This window comes from Corynebacterium humireducens NBRC 106098 = DSM 45392, from assembly GCF_000819445.1.
GTDB lineage: Bacteria > Actinomycetota > Actinomycetes > Mycobacteriales > Mycobacteriaceae > Corynebacterium > Corynebacterium humireducens.
This window is the reverse complement of record NZ_CP005286.1, coordinates 1,386,341-1,405,148: the sequence shown is the minus strand read 5'-3', so window position 1 is coordinate 1,405,148 and position 18,808 is coordinate 1,386,341. Positions and strand designations below refer to the sequence as shown.

Here is an 18,808-nt window from a genome sequence, read left to right as displayed (position 1 = left end):
AATGTCCCCCCATGACCGCCAGCGCAGACTTCTCCGACCTCATCCCCGCCGACCACTCGGTGCCGCCGGGTGGCTGGGAACCGCTCGCGACCTTCGCCGACGACCACGGTGACGGCCGCATCCACGTCACCCTCGAGGGCCGCGTGCGGCTCCACGGCGTCATGTGTGTCGATGTCCCCGGCTTCCACCCCGCCCCCGCCACCACGGCCGCCACGGCCGCCCCGGAGGGCGAGATCGGCTGGCTCGGGCAGTCCGAGGGGCTGGTCACCCTCGGCGCGGGCCTCGTGGAGGGCACGATGAGCACCCACATCGCGCGGATGCTCGACGTCATCGAGGCCCCCGTGCGCGTGTGCCGGGGCGGGATCATCCAGATCGAGGGGCTCAGCGAGGGCATCGCCGAGCAGGTCGTGCGCGTGTTGGCCCCGCTCGGGCTCATCTTCGACGCCGAGTCGCCCCTGCTCCCGGGCCGCAGCTAGCGGGGCATCCGCCGCCACACCGGCCGCGGCACCACGCGCATGACCCACGCCAGGAGGCGCAGCCGGCCGGGGATCCACAGCGTGGTGCTGTCGCGGCCCCCGCGGATCTCCGCGGCGACGGCCTCCGCCACCTGGTCGGGGGTGACGGACATGGGTGCCGGGTCCATGCCCTCCGTCATCGAGCCGATGACGAAACCGGGCCGCGCCGTGATGAGCCGCAGCCCGCTGCCGTGCAGGCGGTCGGACAGGCCCTGGCAGAAGGCGTCGAGGCCCGCCTTCGTCGAGCCGTACACGTAGTTGGCGCGCCGGGCCCGCCACCCGGCGATGGACGAGAACGCGACGATCTCACCGGCCTCCATGACGTCGGCGAGCACCGTCAGCACCGACACCTGGGCGGTGTAGTCGACCGTGGCGATCTCCGCGGCATGCGCCTCGTCCCGCTCCGCGCGCGCCTGGTCCCCGAGGATGCCGAAGGCCACGACCGCCGTGCCCACTCCCCCGGTCAGCTCCACCGCCCGCGTGACGACGTCCCGGTGGCTCCCCAGGTCGCCCGCCTCGAAGTCGAGGTGGTGGACGGCGGTGGCGCCGGCGTCGAGAAGCGGGCCCGGGTCGGTCTCCCGGCGGGCGGCGAGTACCACCGGGCGCCCCTTGCAGAGACGGCGGGTCAGCTCGAGGCCGATCTCGGAGGTGCCGCCGAGCAGCAGGACGCCGGTCACCGCAGCTCACGCTCCTGCCGGGTGAGGGACTCCGCGCCGGTGTCCGTGACCACGACGATGTCCTCCAGGCGCATCCCCCACTTCCCGGGCAGGTAGATGCCCGGCTCGATGGAGAAGCACATCCCCGGCTCCAGGACCAGGCCGTTCCCGGCCATGATGTAGGGCTCCTCGTGCGTCGACAGGCCGATGCCGTGCCCCGTGCGGTGGATGAAGTACTCCCCGAGGCCGGCCTCCTCGATCACCTCGCGGGCCGCCGCGTCCACGGATGCCGCAGTCACCCCGGGGCGGGCCTGCGCCAGCGCCGCCCCGTGCGCGTCCTGCAGCACCCGGTAGGCGTTGCGCACCTCGCGGGACGCCTCCCCGGGACCCCCGACGACGTAGGTGCGCGTCGAGTCCGAGTGGTAGCCCGGACCACGGGTGCCACCCACGTCCACGACCACGACGTCACCGGTCACCAGCTCCCTACCCGAGTGGCTGTGGTGCGGATTCGCCCCGTTGGGGCCGGAACCGACGATGACGAAGTCCACCACGTCATGCTCCTTGAGGATCAGCGCCGACAGATCCGCCGCCACCGCCGCCTCCGTCCGCCCCGGACGCAGCAGCGCCGGCACCCGCTCATGCACCCGGTCGATCGCGGCGGCGGCCAATGCCAGCTCCTCGATCTCCGCGGGGTCCTTCCGCATGAACAGCTCCTTGAGGGTGGTCGCGGCGGGGAGCGTGGGGGCGTCGAGAAGCTCCTGCAGGCGCAGCACGTGCACCGTCGTCAGGGAGGACCCCAGCGCCACCGGACCGTGGTCGAGCACCGCGGCGGCCCACGCGTGGGCGTCATCGCCGTCGACCCAGCCGCGCACCACCACGTCCAGGTGCGGCAACGCCGAACGCTCCAGGTCACCGATGTCCGTCGCCGGAGCCAGCAGCACCGGCCGCCCCTCCGCGGGGATCACCAGCACCGTGAGCCGCTCATGGGACGACACCCACGAACCGGTCAGGTACGCCAGCTCCGGGCCCGTGCCGATGATGAGACCGGCCAACCCCTCCTCGCGGCACAGTTCAGCGGCACGGGTGAGGCGCCGGTCGTAGACGTCGACGGGAAAGAGATCAGCCATGCCCCCATGGTAGGTACCCTGGGACACCGTGTCCGCCATCACCGTCCGCCTCAGCTCCGGCCGTGCCTACTGCTCCGGCGTGCTCATCAGCCCCGACCTGGAGGCCACGCCCGCCTCCCGCACCGAGTACGTGCTCACCTGCGCCCACTTCCTGCGGGAACGCTCCGGACCGATCCGCGTCGGCGGCGCGCACTTCCACGCCCGGGTCCTCGGGGCCGTGCGCATCCCGCGCACCGACCTTGCGGTGCTCCGCCTCGACCGCCCTTCCCCGCCGAAGCAGCTCCTCCGCTTGTCGACGCACCCCGCCCCCTGGCTCGCCCCCACCGTCACCGAGGGCTTCGGGAAGAGCTGGCACAGGCTGCAGCACCGGACCGGCCGCGTCCTCGGGCGCACCCCGTTCGCGCTGGGCCGGAACCTGCGCACGCTGGTGACCTCCGCGGCGGTGCTGTTCAACAACCCCCGGGCCGTTAAGGGGGACTCGGGTGGGCCGGTGCTGGTCGACCGGGAGATCGTGGCGGTGCAGTCGATGATCACCGACCCCTTCGGCTGGAACACCGGCCTGGCGACCGTCGCGCAGGTGGCTCCGCACCGCCGGGCGATCCGGGCGGCGGTGGAGGCGCTGGACGCGGCGTACTAGCGGGGGCGCATTTCACACGGTCGAGACCACATCGTCGAGACGGGGTGCCCGGAGGCGGCGCAGGTTCGAGAGGGCATTGACCCCGAACATCTCCTCTCGCACTTGGGAGGCGGGATCGCCTCAGCTACCGATCGCCACCACACCACGCCGGATCGCGTCGATGGCGCGCCGGGCGTTGGCCTGCACGTCGTCGGTGTACGCCGTCTTGGCCACCTGGCCGAGCAGGTCCATGACCTGGCGGCACCAGCGGACGAAGTCACCGGGGGTCATCTCCGCGCCGGACTCGGCGGCGGCGGCCAGGCAGTAGCCGAGCGGGGCGCCCGCCGCCCACTGGTGCATGGCCAGGGCGAAACCGGCCTCCGGTTCGCGGGTGATGGGCAGGCGGTGGCGCTTCTCGTCGGTGGCCAGTTCCTGCCAGATGCGGACGGTGGCGTCCATGGCGTCGGCCATCCGGTCGGTGGCGGCGTTCGCCTCACCGCCGAAGCCCTTGCGGTTCTCGAAGGTGCACAGCGAGACCACGCCGGCCAGTTCCGCCGGGTCCAGGTCGTTCCAGATGCCGCGGCGCAGGCACTGGGCGACGAGCAGGTCGGACTCGTTGTGGATCTGGGAGAGCAGCTCACCCTCGGGGGTGATCACCGGGACACGGTCCGGGCCTGTGCCCTCGAACTCGACGTAGCTCATCTCGGAGAGCAGGCCGATGATGCGCTCGAAGTGGCGGCCGAGGGTGTCGGTGGCCTTCTCGACGCGCGCGTTGAGCCGCGCCAGCTCCCGCTCGCGGCGGGCCAGCTTCTCCCCCACCCGGGCGAGCTGTTCGCGGTCGGTGGCCGGCCAGGAGTGGACGGGGTGGTTGCGCATGGCCTCGCGCAGGGCGACGACCTTCTTGGAGTCGCGGACGCGCGCCCGCTCGCGCATCTTGTTCGGGCGCTTGAAGCGGGTGCGCTGGAACTGGTCGACGATGTGGCGGGTGTTGCGGCGGGGGTTGTCCAGGACGCGGCGCGGCAGCTTCATCCGGCCGATGGTCTGCGGCGGGTTGTGGAAGGAGGAGGCGTCGATGCGCCCGGACCAGCCCTGCTCGGTGGTCACCCAGGGGCGGGGGTCGCGGGTCTGGTTCGCGGGCGTCACCACGACCGCGAGCACCGGGTGCTTGCGTCCCGGGATGACGATGACGTCGCCCAGCTGCATCTTGCCCAGCAGGGTGACCGTCTCCTGCTGGCGCTGCTCGAGGGAGTGGACGCGGGAGGCCTTCTCCTCCTCGCTGAGGTCGCGGCGCAGCTGCATGTACTCCATGAGCATCTCCGCGGGGTCCTCGCCGTCGCGGGTGGGTGGGGCGAAGGTGCCGATGGCGTCGAGAAGCTGTGTCCGCAGTTCGCGCACGCGGTGTTCGGCGCGTTCGATCTCCCGGACGTCGTCGACGACGGAACCGTCGGCCTGGTACTGGGCGAAGGACTTCTCCAGCAGCCGCAGCGAAGGCTCGAAGCCGATCATGCCGAGCAGGTTGACGGCCATGTTGTAGCCGGGGGCGAACGTGGAGATCAGCGGGTACATGCGTGTCGACGCCAGCCCCGCCACCGCCCGCGGGTCCATCGCCGGGGACCACTGGACGACGGCGTGCCCGATGACGTCGATGCCGCGGCGTCCGGCCCGGCCCGTGAGCTGCGTGTACTGCCCCGGGGTGAGGTCCACGTGCCCCTCGCCGTCGAACTTCACGAGCTTCTCCATCACCACGGAACGCGCCGGCATGTTGATGCCCAGGGCGAGGGTCTCCGTGGCGAAGACCATGCGCACCAGGCCCTGCACGAAGAGCTTCTCGACGATGTGCTTGAACGCCGGGAGCATGCCCGCGTGGTGGGCGGCGAAACCCCGCTTGAGGGCGGCTTTCCACTGGGGGAACTGCAGGACCTCGAGGTCCTCCTCCGGGATGCCCTCGACGCCCTCGTCGATGATCTCCTCGATGCGCTGCGCCTCCGCGTGGTCGGTGAGCACCAGGTTGGAGCGCAGGCACTGGTGGAGGGCGCCGTCGCAGCCCGCGCGGGAGAAGATGAACGTGATGGCGGGCAGCATGTCGCGGCCCTGCAGCACCCGGATGACGTCGGGGCGACCGACCGGGCGCTGGCGGTCCTCGGGACGTTTGATCCCGGAACGGCGGCCCTCCGCGCGGGCCCGGAAGCCGCGGCCCGACTCGTAGTCGGCGCGCCCCTCCTCCGCCTGGTCCGCCTGGATGCGGGAGATGACGTGCTCGAGCTCGCGGTTGACCTGGCCGCCGGTGCCCGGCTCGAAGAGCGGGTAGATCTTGCGGCCCACCATCATCCACTGCTCCAGCGGGACGGGGCGCTTGTCGGTGACGATGACCTTCGTGTCACCGCGCACCGTGGACAGCCAGTCGCCGAACTCCTCCGAGTTGGACACGGTGGCCGACAGGCCGATGATGTTGACCGACTCGTCGAGGTTGAGGATGACCTCCTCCCACACCGCACCACGTTCCCGGTCGGCGAGGTAGTGGATCTCGTCCATGACGACGTGACTGAGCCGGTCGAGTGTGGCCGAGCCGGCGTAGATCATGTTGCGGAGCACCTCGGTCGTCATGACGACGATCTCGGCGTTGCCGTTGATGGAGACGTCACCGGTGAGCAGGCCCACGGCGTCCTCGCCGTAGTCCTTCTGCAGGTCATGGAACTTCTGGTTGCTCAACGCCTTGATCGGCGTGGTGTAGAAGCACTTGGTGCCCTGGGACAGCGCCAGGGAGACGGCGAACTCGCCGACGATGGTCTTGCCGGCACCGGTGGGTGCGCAGACGAGAACCCCGTGGCCCTCCTCCACCGCCTGGCACCCCTGGATCTGGAAGTCGTCCAGGGGGAAGGAGAAGCGGGAGGCGAACTCAGCGAGGTGGGAGCCGGGGGCGACGTTACCGTTCATGGGATCCACGTTACTGAAAACGCGGGCGCGCGCCCGGCCCCCGTGACCCATGCCGGTCACCCCCGACGACAACACCCCGTGACCAGGCTGGCCACGGGGTGGGGTGCTACAGCACGTCGTCGAAGGCGCCCGGGGAGCCGGGGCCGCTGCCTCCCGGCCCCTGCTGCTCGAAGCTGCTGCGCGGGCGGGCGGGTTCCACCGGCTGCGGGGCTGCGATCGGGTCGGGGGCCGCCAGCCCACCGGGGCCGCTGCTCAGCGGCGAGGCGGTGTCGTCGTCGAGGTCCATCCACTCGGGACGCTTCCGCTCACGGCGCCTGTCGTTCCAACGCGCGAACTGCATGGCCATCTCGACGAGCAGGGTGAGCGACAGGGCGAGGACGACCATGGAGAAGGGGTCCTGGCCCGGCGTCATGAACGCGGCGAACACGAAGAGCACGAGGATGATGATCCGGCGCTTCTCCTTGATCGTCTCGTACTCGAGAACGCCGATGATGTTGAGCATCGCGATGATGAGCGGCACCTCGAAGCTCACGCCGAAGATGAGCAGCAGAGCCAGCAGGAAGTTGTAGTAGCGCTCACCTGTCAGCGCGGCGACCTGTGTCTGGTCACCGATGGTGAGCAGGAACGCCAGGCCGTAGTGGACGACGAAGTAGGCGATGATCGCGCCGGCGACGAAAAGCAGCACCGCCAGCGACACGAAGGTGAAGGTGGAGCGACGCTCCTTCTTGTGCAGGCCCGGGACGATGAACGCCCAGATCTGGTACAGCCACACCGGCGACGACAGCACCAGGCCAGCGAGGGCACCGACCTTGAGGCGCAGCATGAACATCTCGAAGGGGCCTGTCGCGAGCAGGCGGCACTCGCCGTCACCCGTGAAATCCGCGCGGCTCTCCGGCGGCAGGGCACAGTAGGGTCCCCGGAGGATCTCACCCAGTGGCATGAGCCCGAAAGGGCTGTGCTGGTACCAGAGGAAGCCGAGGATGGTGCCGCCCAGGAGGGCGAGCAACGAGATGATGACGCGACGGCGCAGCTCCTGCAGGTGCTCCACCAGTGACATGTCGCCGGTGGGCGACTTCTTCTTCCTGCTCCGCCGCGGGCGCCGCCGGGTCACGTCACCGGACTGGGACATTGTCGACGCTTACCTGCCCTACTGCTGGTTCGGCTGCTGCGGGTTCTGCGGGTACCCGGGGTCCTGCGGCGGGTACTGCTGTCCCGGCTGCCCGTACTGGCCCTGCTGCTGGGGGTTCTGCGGCTGCTGCAGGGGCTGTGCCTGCGGCTGGTTCTGCGGCTGCTCCCAGTAGCCCTGCTGCGGCTGCTGCGGCGGAGCGATCTGGCCCTGCGGCTGCTGCGGCTGGTCGTCGTTGCTCATCTCCTTGACCTCGGACTTGAAGATACGCATGGAGCGTCCGAGGGAGCGGGCTGCATCCGGCAGCTTCTTGGCGCCGAAGAGCAGGATCAGCACGACGACGATGATGATGAGCTCGGTGGGACCGATGTTGGGCATGACTGCCTTTCAGTGGAGAGCAGGTGTATCAGGGCAACGGTAGCACTTCTACGGCGCTAACTGTCTGGCGTGCCATCATACGCGGCGAGGGCGGCGGATGCGCGGCGTCGCACCTTCGCCACCAGCTCCTCCGGCCCCGTCACCGTGAGCCGGTCGGACTGTCCGAGGGCGAAGCGGATGAACCACCCCTCGGAACCGACGGGCATGCGGGCGGGCACGGGTTCGCCGGGGACGGATTCGCCCAGTGTGATGGGGAAATAGTCGGCCAGCCAGGTGTGCTCGGGGTGGATGAGCAGGTCCGCCTGCTGGGCGATCATGCGGTAGCCGAAGGGGTCCTCCGGGTCGAAGGGGAGCTTCTCCAGGTGCGGCGACGCCTCCTGGTCAAGGATCTCCACCTGACTCATGCGATCGGCGCGGAAGTTCTTGTGCTGGCTGGCCTCCCCGTCCCAGGCTGTGAGATAGGTCTCCCCCTCGGTGACGAAGATCTTGGCGGGGTCGACCTCCCGGCGGCGGGTGGTGTCCGAGGAGATGGAACGGTACGTGAAGGCCACGCGGCGGCCGGCGGAGATGGCCTCCCGGAGGATCTCCTGCGGGGTGGACTCGGCGGGGTCGTCGGCCGCCAGCGAGTCGAAGATCGCCACGGCCTCGGAGTCCATGATCGAGCGCAGCTTCGCCGCCGCCGAGAGCACCGCCTCCCGGTCGGTGAGCCCCGGCATCGCCTCCAGCGACTCGAGGGTGAGCAGCAGCGCGCCGGCCTCCGTCGGCGTGAGCCGCAGCGGGCGGTCCATGCCCTGGGAGTTGGAGATGGACACCCGCTGCCAGCTCGCCTCCAGGTCGACGAGCTCCTCCGGCCACGTGCCCACGCCGCAGCACTGCAGGCGCTGGATCTCCAGCTGCAGTTCCGCGGGGTCGCGGCCCAGGTCCTTCGCCGCCTCCATGAGGCTGCGGTCGGGGTGCGACTGGAAGTACGGGATGAGGTTGAGCGACCGGACGAGGCGGTCGAGTTTCGTCGAGGAGTCGACGTGGCGGGTCAACGGGACACTCCCTTCAGCAGCGCGATGACGTCCGCGCGCACGTCGGCGGGTTCGTGGACGATGACGTCCGGGGCGAAGCCGGCGGCGGTGCGCGCCAGCCAGGTGCGGTCGACGTCGAGAAGCTCGGTGCGCCCGTCCGCCCGGCGCTCACCGGCGGCGGCGAGCTCGTGGGCCATCCCCTCGGGGATGGTGAGCACGGCGTCGACACGCTGGTGCAGCGCACGCAGGGACTTCTCGACGACCTCCTGCAGGTTCGTCTCCGGGCGGGGGTGCGTCGCCGGGGTGCGCTTGCCGTAGACCTTGGCGATGCGCAGGACGCGGAAGGACCGGGGTGCGTCACGGTCGATGTCGTGGCCGACGAGGAAGAGGCGGTCCTGCAGCGGCACCAGCGCCCAGGGGTCCATGGTGCGGCGCACCGGCTCGGAGGTGGGCGTGGCGACGTAGTCGAAGGACATCCGCAGGCCCGCGCGGATGACGGTGAGGATGTTGTTGAGGACCTCCGCGGACAGACGGTGGCTGTCGTTCACGGTGGTGAACACGGGCGCCTCGGAGAGGTCCCGGCGCACGCCGGCGGCGGCCAGCTTCGTCCATCCGGAGCGGGCGAACACGCCGAGCTCGCTCGACTCCCCCAGGTCCCCGGCCATGCCGAGGACGGCGGCCTCCTCCGGGGTGAAGGAGACCTCGGGGAGTTCGTAGCGGTCGGTGAGCAGCCGGTAGGCGGTGCCGCCGTCGGCGCCGGCACTGCGCTGCTCGAGGGGCACGCCGGCGCGGCCCAGGGTGGTGATGTCGCGGATGAGGCGCCGCTGGAACGCCTCCTGGGTGCTGTCGGCGTAGCCGTCGACATTCCGTCTGATCCACTCCGGGGTGAGCATGCGCCCGCCCTGCCGGTCCGCCTCCTGCAGTGCGAACACGAGGTTGGTCAGGCGGTGCACCGCCTTGTCCTGCCTGCCCATGGGGCCTCCTGCCGTTAGCTCAGCCGCGCGCCGCGGCGCTCTCCTCAAGATAGGCCAGGAGCTCGTCGACGCGCGCGTCAACCGGCACGAAAGGATCGAGAAGTTCCACCACGCGCGGCTCCGGTTCGTTGACCTTGAGGTTCACCCAGTCGGTGGTGACGGGCACGCCCAGCTCCTCCGCCCGCGCGATGAACTGCCCGCGCAGACGGGCGCGGGTGGTCTCCGGGGCGGTGTCCCGCGCCGCGTGGATCGCCTCGTCCGTGGTCCAGCGCTCGGCCAGGCCCCGGCTCTCCAGCAGCGGGAACAGGCCGCGGCCGGGGCGGATGTCGTGGTAGGTGAGGTCGACCTGGGCGAGCTTCGGGTGCCCCCAGTCCTCGCCGAGGCGCTCGCGGTAGCGGTTGAGCAGGTTGAGCTTGATCACCCAGTCGATCTCGCGGTCGACCCGGGAGAAGTCCTGCGTGCGGATCGCCTCCAGCTGGCGGGTCCACAGGTCGACGACGCGGCGCAGCTCCGCCGTCGGGGTGCCCTCGTCGGGGCGCTCCTCCAGCCACTGCGTCGCAGCGGCGAGGGTGGCCTCCTGCACCTCGAGCGCCGTGACGGTGCCGCCCGCCTTGAGGTCGAGCAGGGTGCCGCCGGTCATGTCGCGGGCGATGTCGCGGATGTGGCCGATCGGGTTGTGCATCTCGAAGTCCGGCAGCGCGACGCCCGCCTCGACCATCTCGAGGACCAGCAGCGTGGCCCCGACCTTGAGCGCGAACGTCGTCTCCGACATGTTCGAGTCGCCGACGATGACGTGCATGCGGCGGAAACGCTGCGAGTCGCCGTGGGGCTCGTCGCGGGTGTTGATGATCGGCCGCGCGCGGGTCGTCGCCGAGGAGATGCCCTCCCACACCTGGTCCGCGCGCTGGGAGATGACGAAGCCCGGCTGGTAGCCGCCCGTCGCCCGCCCGACCATGCCCGCCCCGCAGATGAGCTGGCGGGTGATCATGAACGGCAGGAGCTGCTTGCCCAGGTTCCGCAGCGGCAGGTGCCGACTGACCAGGTAGTTCTCGTGGCAGCCGTAGGAGTTGCCCACCGAGTCGACGTTGTTCTTGAACAGGTAGACGCGGCCGTCGATGCGGTCGGCGGCCAGGGCCTCCTCCGCGCGACGGGCCAGCTCGTCGACGACGACGTCGCCCGCCTGCTCGTGGTTGAGCAGCTGGGTGAGGCTGTCGCACTCGGCGGTGGCGATCTCCGGGTGGGAGCCGACGTCCAGGTAGAGGCGGGAACCGTTGCGGGTGAAGATGTTCGAGCTGGCGTACCTGTCGACGATCGGCCGGAACAGGTAGCGGGCGATCTCGTCCGGGGTCAGCGAGCTGCCGCCCTCACCGGCGACCGCTGTGATGCCGTACTCGGTTTCCACGCCCACGATGCGGCGGGCGAACACGGGGGAGGTCATGAGGGACTACTGTCCGCCCTTCTGCACGTAGGAACGGACGAACTCGGCGGCGTTGGTCTCGAGGAGACCGTCGATCTCGTCGAGCAGGTCATCGGTGCCGGTGGTGTTGAGCTGGGCCTGGCCGGCCTCGAAGGCGTCGTCGCCGCTGTTGTCGCTGCCGCCGCCGGCGGAGATCTGGGACTGGGGTCCGGTCATTGTTCTCGGGCTCCTTCTTGTGGGTTGTCTAGTGCTGGTGGGGCTTGTTGACGTGCGTCTTGTTGTGGTGCGTGACGTAGTGGTCCGGCGCGAAGTCGACGGCCGTGAGCTTCTCGATCAGCTCGTCGGTGTCGGCCGCCGAGTTGATGATCTCACCGACGTGGTCGCGGGTGAGCTTGTCCACCTCGTTGGTCTGGAAACGGGCGGTGCCGCCGGAGTACCTGAGGATCATCGTCTGCCAGCTCGCGGCGATGACGTCGTCGGGGAAACGCGCGGACACGGCACCGCGGAACCACGCGCGGGAAGCGGCCGGCGGGGTCTGCGCGGCCTCCGCGATCTCCTCCTCGGTGGCGAGGGTGACCATGCGACCCTTGCGCACGAGTGCGTGGTACAGCGACTTCGCGGGGTCGATGTCGGAGTACTGCAGGTCGATGAGCTTGAGCTTCGGGTCGGAGATGTCGACGCCGCGGTCCAGGTAGCCCTTGATGAGCGACCACTTGGCCGTCCAGTCCAGCAGGTGGGAGGTCTTCAGGGGGTCGTCGGCAAGCAGTTCCATGACCTCGCCCCACAGGGCGATGACGCGCTCGTCGACGTCGTCGACGGCGGTCACCCGCGAGCGGTACTCCGCGAGGATCTCCAGGGCGGTGAGCTCGCGGCCGTCGCGAAGCGCCAGGCGGTGCGTGAGCGTGAGGTCGTGGGAGACGCGCTTGATCTCCGCCACCGGGTCGACCAGGCGCAGGTCGGAGAAGTCGACGTCGTTCTCGATGGCGTCGATGACCAGCTTGGTCATGCCCAGCTTGAGGAAGTTCGAGGTCTGCGACATGTTCGCGTCCCCGACGATGGTGTGCAGGCGGCGGAAGTGGACGGCGTTGGCGTGCGGCTCGTCGCGGGTGTTGACGATGCCGCGGTTGAGCGTCGTCTCCAGCGAAATCTCCTGGTGGAAGTAGTCCGCCCGCTGGGAGATCTGGAAGCCGTCCTGCTCGCCGGCCTCGCCGATGCCCAGCCGGCCCGCGCCGATGATGACGTTGCGGGTGACGAAGAACGGGATGAGCGCCTGCGTGAGCACGTCGAAGTCGGTGCGGCGCGAGTACTGGTAGTTCTCGTGCGCACCGTAGGAGGCGCCCTTGCCGTCGACGTTGTTCTTGTAGATCTTCAGCGGCGGGCACGGCTCGTGGTTCTTGAGGATGCTCACGCCCTGCTCGTAGAGCTCCTGCACGTTCGCGACGGCCTTGCGCATGATGACGTCGCCGGCGGCGTCGTAGACCATCGCGTCGTAGGCGTTGGACACCTCCGGCGAGGAGTACTCGGGGTGCGCGTGGTCGACGTAGAAGCGGGCGCCGTTGGTGGTGACCACGTTGGCGATGCCCACCGCGTCCGGGTCGACAACCGGCACCGTGTGGTAGCGGCGCAGGTCGAAGCCGCGGGTGTCCCGGAGGGGCGACTCCTCCTCGTAGTCCCAGCGGGAGCGCGCGCCGGTGTTCATCGCGGCGTACGCCACCACCACGTGCGTCGAGGTGAGGATCGGGCTGATGCCCGGGTCCGACGGCGTCGCGATGCCGTACTCGGTTTCCGTACCCATGAATCTGCTCATGTCGTCACACCCTAACCAATCACTCGCGCCTGGACGACACGCTTGCCGTGCCTGCCCGCGATCCGCGACCACTCGTCGGGGTTCGCGGTGTTCGGCAGGTCCTCGGACTCGTTCTGCTCGGCGGCGACCGCCTCCTCGATGTGCGCGACCGTGACGCCGTCCTCGCTGACGCCGGCGAGGTGGTCCTTGATGGCCAGCTTCTTCGCGCGGTCGACGATGTTGGCGATCATCGCGCCCGACACGAAGTCCGAGTAGTCGAGGACCTCCACCTCACCGTCGACGAGGGTGAGCTCCACGAAGGGTCGCTGCTCGAAGAGCTTCTCGACGCCCACCTCGATCAACTCCGCCACCGGCACCGCGTGCGGCGCCGCCTCGGTGAGGTAGCGCTCGAAGATGTCGCGCGCCCCGTCCCGGGTGGGGCGCTGGACGCGGATCTTCACGTCCAGGCGACCCGGGCGCAGCAGCGCCGGGTCGATGAGCTCCTCGCGGTTGGTGGCGCCGATGATGATGACGTTGGCCAGGTTCTCCACGCCGTCGAGCTCCGTGAGCAGCTGCGGCACGACGGTGGTCTCCATGTCGGAGGACACGCCGGAACCACGGGTGCGGAAGATGGACTCCATCTCGTCGAAGAAGATGATGACGGGCCGGCCCTCCCCCGCCAGCTCCCGGGCGCGCTCGAAGATGAGGCGGATGCGACGCTCGGTCTCACCGACGTACTTGTTGAGCAGCTCCGGGCCCTTGACGTTGAGGAAGTAGCTGGTGGCGCCGTCGCCGACCCGGCGGGACAGCGAGTTGGCCACCGCCTTCGCGATGAGCGTCTTGCCGCAGCCTGGCGGGCCGTAGAGCAGGACGCCCTTCGGCGGGTTGAGCTGGTAGCGGCGGTAGAGCTCCGGATGGGAGAAGGGCAGCTCCACGGCGTCCTGGATCTGCTCGATCTGCTCGTCGAGGCCGCCGATGTCGGCGTAGGAGACGTCCGGCACCTCCTCCAGGGAGAGCTGGGAGACCTCCGTCTTGGGGATGCGCTCCAGCGCCACCCCCGCCTTCGTGTCCACCAGCAGGGTGTCGCCGGCACGGGCGGTCTTCTCCAGCGGCGCCGCCAGGCGGACCAGGCGTTCCTCGCCCGTGGCGTTGGCCACCAGCGCACGCCCCGCCCCGATACGTTCCGTGAGCATGCCCAGCTCACCGGTGTCCGGGAAACCGCAGACCTCGACGACGATCGCCCCGTCCCCCAGCCGCACGAGCGAGCCCGGCACCAGGTCGGAGTCGGCCACGTCCGGCGAGACCTTGAGGCGCATCCGGCGGCCCGCGGTGAACACCTCGGCGTCACGGCCCACTCCCCCCTCCAGGAAGATGCCGTACGTGGAGGCGGGTTCGCCGAGGGCGTCGATCTGGGCGGACAGATCCTTGAGCTTGTCCCGCGAGGACTTGAGCAGTTGCGCGAGTTTGGCGTTGCGGCTGCTCAGGGTCTGGATCTCCCGCCGGAGGGCGGTCGCATCGGTGGTCTGGGCGTTAGTCATGAGACAACTGTAACCCTCGCCACCTTGACGGTGTTCAACCCCGGCGTTTAACCCCGGTGCCCGCGCCGGGCCGTCCCCTACTTGCGCGCGCGGCGCTGCGGGCGCGGCGGGGTGACCCCGTCGGCGAGGCGGCGGGTGAGCACGAGGAAGGCGGTGTGGGCGTTCATGCGGTGCTCCGGGCGGGTCGCCAGACCCTCGACCTTCCACTCGCGGACCAGGGACTCCCACGCGCGCGGCTCGGTGAAGCACTGGCGCTCGCGGATGCCCTCCATCACCTTCATGAGCTGCGGGACGGTGGCCACGTACGTCATGAACACGCCGCCCGGGATGAGCACGTCCTTGACCACGTCGAGGCACTCCCACGGCTCGAGCATGTCGAGGATGACGCGGTCGACGGGGCCGCCAAGGTCCTCGACGGTGACCTGGGTGAGGTCACCGAGGCGCGGGTCCCAGGTCGCCGGGCGGCCGCCGAAGTACTCGTCGACGTTGGACTCGGCGAACTCGAGGTGGTCCTCGCGGATCTCGTAGGAGATCAGCTCACCCTCCGGGCCGATGGCGCGCAGCAGCGCCATGGACAGCGCGCCGGAGCCGGCGCCGGCCTCGAGGACGCGGGCCCCCGGGAAGATGTCGCCCTCGACGAGGATCTGCGCGGAGTCCTTCGGGTAGATGACGGCGGCGCCGCGCGGCATCGACAGGACGTGGTCGACCATGAGGTGCCGGAACAGCAGGTAGTCCGCGCCCAGGGAGGACTGGATGACGGAGCCCTCGTCCATCCCGATGATCTGGTCGTGCAGGATCTCGCCCTTGTGGGTGTGGAACTTCTCCCCCGGGTTGAGGATGAGGGTGAAGTGCCTGCGCTTGGCGTCAGTGAGCTGGACGCGGTCACCGGGCTGGAAGGGACCGGAGTAGGCCAATGGGGGCTCCTAGCGGGAGGGGTCAAGAACCAATCAAGTATGCCTCAAGAGCCTCCGCGAACCACAGCTGGTCCTGCACCCCGGCGAGCTCGCGGGCGGAGTGCATGCCCAGCAGCGGCACACCGACGTCGACGGTGGGGATGCCCAGGCGGGTGGCGGTGATGGGGCCGATGGTGGAGCCGCAGGGCATGGCGTTGTTGCTCACGAAGTCCTGGCTGGGCACGCCCGCCGCCCGGCAGGCGCGGCGCCAACGGGCGACGGTCTCCGCGTCGGAGGCGTAGCGCTGGTTGGCGTTGATCTTCACCACGGGACCGGCGCCGATGAGCGGGTGGTGGCCCGGGTCGTGCTTGCCCACGTAGTTGGGGTGCACCGAGTGCGCCGCGTCCGCCGACACGCAGGTGGAACGGGCGTACATCCGGCGGGTGGCGTCGAGGTCCGCCCCCAGGGCGGCCGCGGTCCGGGCGAGCACGTCCTCGAGGATGGGGCCGGCCGCGCCGGTCGTCGACGCGGAGCCGACCTCCTCGTGGTCGAAGGCGGCGAGCACGAGGACGTCGTCACCCGTGTCCCCGGACTCGACGGCGTGGAGCAGCGCCACCAGCGAGGCGTGTACGGAGGTGAGGTTGTCCATGCGTCCGGCGGCGATGAGCTCGGCGTCGGCGCCGAACACCTGTCCCGGCTGGGTGTCGCAGGTGATGAGGTCGAAGCCGTCGATGTCCTGCTTCTCGACGCCCGCCTTCTCCGCCACCAGGTCCAGCACCGGGGTGTGCCCCTCCCCGACGAGGCCGAGCACCGGCTGCATGTGCTGCTGGCGGTTGAGCTCGAGCTCCTTGGAGCGGTCGAGGTGGATCGCCAGGTGCGGGATACGGGCGACGGGGCCGGTGTCGACGAGCCGCACCGAGCCGTCACCCAGCACCACCCGGCCGGCGAAGGTCAGTTCGCGGTCCAGCCAGGAGGCGAGGATCGGACCGCCGTAGACCTCGACGTTGGCCTGCGACCAGCCCGCCGAGGACAGTGCGGGGCCCGGCTTGAGGGTGAAGCCCGGGGAGTCGGTGTGGGAGCCGATGATGCGGAACCCGGAGTCCGGGGACGCGTCCTCGGGCACCCACCACGCCATGACCGCGCCGCCGCGGACGAGCACGTGACCGCCCGGGCCGGCGTCCCACGGGTCGGTCTCGTCCTGGAGGGCGAAGCCGGCGTCGATGAGCCGGTCGGCGACCACGCGCGCGGCGTGGTAGGAACTCGGGCTGGCGGCGAGGAAGTCGAGGAAGTCGAGAGTCTGGTTCATGTGTCCAGCTTGCCACGGATAAGGTGGTGCCCATCATGACCACGTCTGCACCCCGCCCGCTCGCCCTGTCCCCGTCCCGTGCCTCCGACTACCAGCAGTGCCCGCTGCTCTACCGTCTGCGCGCCATCGACCGCCTGCCGGAGCCGAAGACGCTGCCGCAGGTCAAGGGCAATCTCGTGCACGCGGTTCTCGAGTACATGCACGCGCAACCGCGGGACGAGCGCACCTACCCGGCGGCCGTGAAGCAGCTCAAGCCGCACTGGGCGGAGATGGTCGCCGCCGACGCGGAGCTGCAGGAACTGGTGCCGGAGGAGTCGCTGCTCGACTTCCTCGTCGAGTGCCGCTCCCTGCTGCGCGGCTACTTCGAGATGGAGAACCCGCAGGGTTTCGACGCCCACGCCGTCGAGATGTACGTTGACACCGTCCTGCCCAACGGCGTGCCGGTGCGCGGTTTCATCGACCGCGTCGACGTCGCCCCCACGGGTGAGGTCCGCGTCGTCGACTACAAGACCGGCAAGAAGCCGCTCCCCCGCTACAGCCACGACGCCCAGTTCCAGATGCGCTTCTACGCGCTCGTGTACTGGCGCCTGTACGGGGTGATCCCCCACCAGCTGCGGCTGATGTACCTCAAGGTCCTCGACTCGATGTTCCTCGCCCCCTCCCGGGAGGAGCTGGAGTACTTCGAGCGTGACCTCGGCGACCTGTGGGGGAAGATCGCCTCCGACGGCGCCACGGGGCGTTTCCGCACGCGGAAGTCCAAGCTGTGCGGCTGGTGCTCCTTCCAGTCCCTGTGCCCGGAGTTCGGGGGCACCCCGCCGGAGTACCCGGGCTGGCCGGGCTCGACGGCGGACCTGCAGAGCTAGAACAGCCCCGTGATCCGCCCGTCGTCGTCGATGTCGATGCCCTCCGCTGCCGGGCGGGCGGGCAGGCCGGGCATGGTCATCACGGCGCCGGTGAGCACGACAATGAAACCGGCGCCGGTGCGCGGGATGAGCTGACGCACGTGGAGGGTGTGTCCGGTGGGCGCGCCGAGGGCGGTGGGGTCGTCGCTGAAGGAGTACTGCGTCTTGGAGATGCACACCGGCAGCCGGTCCCAGCCGTTCTCCCTGAGCACCGCCAGGTCGCGCAGGGCCTGCGGCGAGTACTCGATCTTCTCCGCCCGGTAGATCCGACGGGCGATGACCTCGATGGAGTGCTCGACGCCACGCTCCGGGTCGTAGAGCAGGGAGGAACCCTGGGAGAGGTTCTCGAGGACGACGCGGGCCAGGTCCTCGGCCCCTTCCCCGCCGCGGGCCCACACCTCGCATTCGGCGAGCGCGACGTGGAAGTCCTTCGCCCAGGCGCGGAGGAAGGCCCGTTCGGCGGCGGTGTCGCCGGTGAAGAGGTTGAGCGCGACGATGGGCGTGGCGCCGAACTGCTGGATGTTGGCCACGTGGCGCGCCAGGTTCTTCACGCCCTCCCGCAGGTGGTCGAGGGATTCGGTCCCGAGGTCGGTGCGGGGCAGGCCGCCGTTGTACTTGAGCGAGCGGATGGTGGCGACGATGACCACCGCGTTGACGTCGAGGCGGCCGTGGCGGGCTTTGATGTCGAAGAATTTCTCGGCCCCCAGGTCGGAGCCGAAACCGGCCTCTGTGAGCACGATGTCGGAGTGCCGGAGCGCGACCTGCGTCGCGATGAGCGAGTTGCAGCCGTGGGCGATGTTGGCGAAGGGTCCGCCGTGGACGTAGGCGGGGGTGCCGCCCAGGGTCTGCACGAGGTTGGGGTTGATCGCCTCCTTCATCAGGGCGGCCAGCGCGCCGGTCGCCCCGAGCTCGTCGGCGGCGACGGGCGTGCCGTCGAAGGTGAAGGCCACGGTGAGCCGGGCGAGGCGTTCCTTGAGGTCCGGCAGGTCGGCGGCCAGACACAGGACGGCCATGATCTCGGAGGCGGCGGTGATGGTGAAGCCGGTCTCCCGCGGGGTGCCGTGCGCGGTGCCGCCGAGTCCGGTGATGACGCTGCGCAGGGACCGGTCGTTGACGTCGAGGCAGCGCTGCCACACGATGCGGCGGGAGTCGATGCCCAGCGCGTTGCCCTGCTGGACGTGGTTGTCGACCATCGCCGCCAGCGTGTTCGTCGCCGCGGCGATGGCGTGGAAGTCGCCGGTGAAGTGGAGGTTGATGTCCTCCATCGGCACGATCTGCGAGTAGCCGCCGCCCGCGGCACCGCCCTTGATGCCCATGACGGGGCCCTGGGAGGGCTCGCGTAGGGCGGCGGCCGCGGAGTGTCCGAGGCGGGTGAGGGCGTCGGCAAGCCCGATGAGGACGGTGGACTTGCCCTCCCCCGCCGGTGTCGGGGAGATGCCCGTCACGAGAATGAGCTTGCCGACGTCCCGCCCGGGACGCAGCCGCGTGATGTCCACCTTCGCCTTCGTCGGTCCGTAGGTGATGAGTGCCTCCGGCGGGATTCCCGCGCGGAGGGCGATCTCGGTGATGGGTTCCAGGGTGTGGGCCTGGGCGATGGCGACGTCCGTGAGCGGTGCGGTCATGACCC

General features: G+C 70.0%; 17 protein-coding genes. 3 read left to right on the top strand and 14 right to left on the bottom strand.

Annotation, left to right across the window (positions count from 1 at the left end; genetic code table 11):
• Positions 1 to 11: 11 nt before the first annotated feature.
• Positions 12 to 476 carry a hypothetical protein gene (locus tag B842_RS07010; RefSeq protein ID WP_040085882.1) on the top strand — a complete coding sequence of 155 codons (465 nt, stop codon included), beginning with the start codon at positions 12 to 14 and terminating at the stop codon, positions 474 to 476.
• Here the strand turns inward: B842_RS07010 and B842_RS07005 are convergent.
• Complete coding sequence (locus B842_RS07005) at positions 473 to 1,192, bottom strand: SDR family oxidoreductase (RefSeq protein ID WP_040085881.1); 720 nt, start codon at positions 1,190 to 1,192, stop codon at positions 473 to 475. The genes B842_RS07010 and B842_RS07005 overlap by 4 nt on opposite strands.
• Positions 1,189 to 2,298, bottom strand: a complete 1,110-nt coding sequence (locus tag B842_RS07000) for a M24 family metallopeptidase (protein WP_040085880.1) — start codon at positions 2,296 to 2,298, stop codon at positions 1,189 to 1,191. Before B842_RS07000 ends, B842_RS07005 begins: the two co-directional genes overlap by 4 nt.
• 28 nt (positions 2,299 to 2,326) lie before the next feature.
• On the opposite strand from B842_RS07000, the gene B842_RS06995 reads away from it, so the two are divergent.
• Entirely contained in the window at positions 2,327 to 2,935 is a 609-nt protein-coding gene (locus tag B842_RS06995) for a S1 family peptidase (protein ID WP_052437803.1), read from the top strand.
• A gap of 120 nt (positions 2,936 to 3,055) precedes the next feature.
• Here B842_RS06995 and B842_RS06990 read toward each other — a convergent pair whose 3' ends face one another.
• The 11 genes from B842_RS06990 to B842_RS06940 all read right to left on the bottom strand — a co-directional run bounded on the left by B842_RS06990 (position 3,056) and on the right by B842_RS06940 (position 16,279).
• Positions 3,056 to 5,848: a DEAD/DEAH box helicase gene (locus B842_RS06990; protein ID WP_040085879.1), complete on the bottom strand. Its 2,793-nt coding sequence runs from the start codon at positions 5,846 to 5,848 to the stop codon at positions 3,056 to 3,058.
• 106 nt (positions 5,849 to 5,954) lie between these two features.
• A complete protein-coding gene (gene tatC / locus B842_RS06985) occupies positions 5,955 to 6,977 on the bottom strand; it encodes a twin-arginine translocase subunit TatC (RefSeq protein ID WP_082028400.1) in 1,023 nt (340 codons plus the stop codon).
• Between the two features lie 18 nt (positions 6,978 to 6,995).
• Complete coding sequence (tatA, locus tag B842_RS06980) at positions 6,996 to 7,352, bottom strand: Sec-independent protein translocase subunit TatA (protein ID WP_040085878.1); 357 nt, start codon at positions 7,350 to 7,352, stop codon at positions 6,996 to 6,998.
• Positions 7,353 to 7,408: 56 nt separating this feature from the next.
• Complete coding sequence (locus tag B842_RS06975) at positions 7,409 to 8,386, bottom strand: helix-turn-helix transcriptional regulator (protein ID WP_040085877.1); 978 nt, start codon at positions 8,384 to 8,386, stop codon at positions 7,409 to 7,411.
• Entirely contained in the window at positions 8,383 to 9,339 is a 957-nt protein-coding gene (locus tag B842_RS06970) for a helix-turn-helix transcriptional regulator (protein ID WP_040085876.1), read from the bottom strand. The genes B842_RS06975 and B842_RS06970 overlap by 4 nt, the downstream gene beginning before the upstream one ends.
• 19 nt (positions 9,340 to 9,358) lie before the next feature.
• Positions 9,359 to 10,777, bottom strand: coding sequence for a Pup--protein ligase (gene pafA / locus B842_RS06965; RefSeq protein WP_040085875.1), 1,419 nt, complete (start codon positions 10,775 to 10,777; stop codon positions 9,359 to 9,361).
• Between the two features lie 6 nt (positions 10,778 to 10,783).
• Complete coding sequence (locus B842_RS06960) at positions 10,784 to 10,972, bottom strand: ubiquitin-like protein Pup (protein WP_040085874.1); 189 nt, start codon at positions 10,970 to 10,972, stop codon at positions 10,784 to 10,786.
• 28 nt (positions 10,973 to 11,000) lie between these two features.
• On the bottom strand, positions 11,001 to 12,563 hold the full coding sequence (gene dop / locus B842_RS06955) for a depupylase/deamidase Dop (protein ID WP_040085873.1): 1,563 nt from the start codon (positions 12,561 to 12,563) through the stop codon (positions 11,001 to 11,003).
• An 11-nt stretch (positions 12,564 to 12,574) separates the two neighbouring features.
• On the bottom strand, positions 12,575 to 14,080 hold the full coding sequence (arc, locus tag B842_RS06950) for a proteasome ATPase (protein WP_040085872.1): 1,506 nt from the start codon (positions 14,078 to 14,080) through the stop codon (positions 12,575 to 12,577).
• A gap of 77 nt (positions 14,081 to 14,157) precedes the next feature.
• On the bottom strand, positions 14,158 to 14,994 hold the full coding sequence (locus B842_RS06945) for a tRNA (adenine-N1)-methyltransferase (RefSeq protein WP_040085871.1): 837 nt from the start codon (positions 14,992 to 14,994) through the stop codon (positions 14,158 to 14,160).
• 22 nt (positions 14,995 to 15,016) lie between these two features.
• A complete protein-coding gene (locus B842_RS06940; protein ID WP_040085870.1) occupies positions 15,017 to 16,279 on the bottom strand; it encodes a M18 family aminopeptidase in 1,263 nt (420 codons plus the stop codon).
• A gap of 35 nt (positions 16,280 to 16,314) precedes the next feature.
• Here B842_RS06940 and B842_RS06935 point away from each other — a divergent pair, with 35 nt between their 5' ends.
• Complete coding sequence (locus tag B842_RS06935) at positions 16,315 to 17,142, top strand: RecB family exonuclease (protein WP_040085869.1); 828 nt, start codon at positions 16,315 to 16,317, stop codon at positions 17,140 to 17,142.
• Here the strand turns inward: B842_RS06935 and B842_RS06930 are convergent.
• Positions 17,139 to 18,803, bottom strand: a complete 1,665-nt coding sequence (locus B842_RS06930) for a formate--tetrahydrofolate ligase (protein WP_040085868.1) — start codon at positions 18,801 to 18,803, stop codon at positions 17,139 to 17,141. The two genes, B842_RS06935 and B842_RS06930, sit on opposite strands and share 4 nt — an antisense overlap.
• Positions 18,804 to 18,808 lie beyond the last annotated feature (5 nt).

Excerpts from the sequence above, each read along its gene's own strand:
- B842_RS07010 (WP_040085882.1), top strand. The coding sequence starts at position 12 with ATGACCGCCAGCGCAGACTTCTCCGACCTCATCCCCGCCGACCACTCG.
- B842_RS07000 (WP_040085880.1), bottom strand. The coding sequence starts at position 2,298 with ATGGCTGATCTCTTTCCCGTCGACGTCTACGACCGGCGCCTCACCCGT.
- B842_RS06990 (WP_040085879.1), bottom strand. The coding sequence starts at position 5,848 with ATGAACGGTAACGTCGCCCCCGGCTCCCACCTCGCTGAGTTCGCCTCC.
- tatC (WP_082028400.1), bottom strand. The coding sequence starts at position 6,977 with ATGTCCCAGTCCGGTGACGTGACCCGGCGGCGCCCGCGGCGGAGCAGG.
- tatA (WP_040085878.1), bottom strand. The coding sequence starts at position 7,352 with ATGCCCAACATCGGTCCCACCGAGCTCATCATCATCGTCGTCGTGCTG.
- B842_RS06970 (WP_040085876.1), bottom strand. The coding sequence starts at position 9,339 with ATGGGCAGGCAGGACAAGGCGGTGCACCGCCTGACCAACCTCGTGTTC.
- pafA (WP_040085875.1), bottom strand. The coding sequence starts at position 10,777 with ATGACCTCCCCCGTGTTCGCCCGCCGCATCGTGGGCGTGGAAACCGAG.
- B842_RS06960 (WP_040085874.1), bottom strand. The coding sequence starts at position 10,972 with ATGACCGGACCCCAGTCCCAGATCTCCGCCGGCGGCGGCAGCGACAAC.
- dop (WP_040085873.1), bottom strand. The coding sequence starts at position 12,563 with ATGAGCAGATTCATGGGTACGGAAACCGAGTACGGCATCGCGACGCCG.
- arc (WP_040085872.1), bottom strand. The coding sequence starts at position 14,080 with ATGACTAACGCCCAGACCACCGATGCGACCGCCCTCCGGCGGGAGATC.
- B842_RS06940 (WP_040085870.1), bottom strand. The coding sequence starts at position 16,279 with ATGAACCAGACTCTCGACTTCCTCGACTTCCTCGCCGCCAGCCCGAGT.
- B842_RS06935 (WP_040085869.1), top strand. The coding sequence starts at position 16,315 with ATGACCACGTCTGCACCCCGCCCGCTCGCCCTGTCCCCGTCCCGTGCC.
- B842_RS06930 (WP_040085868.1), bottom strand. The coding sequence starts at position 18,803 with ATGACCGCACCGCTCACGGACGTCGCCATCGCCCAGGCCCACACCCTG.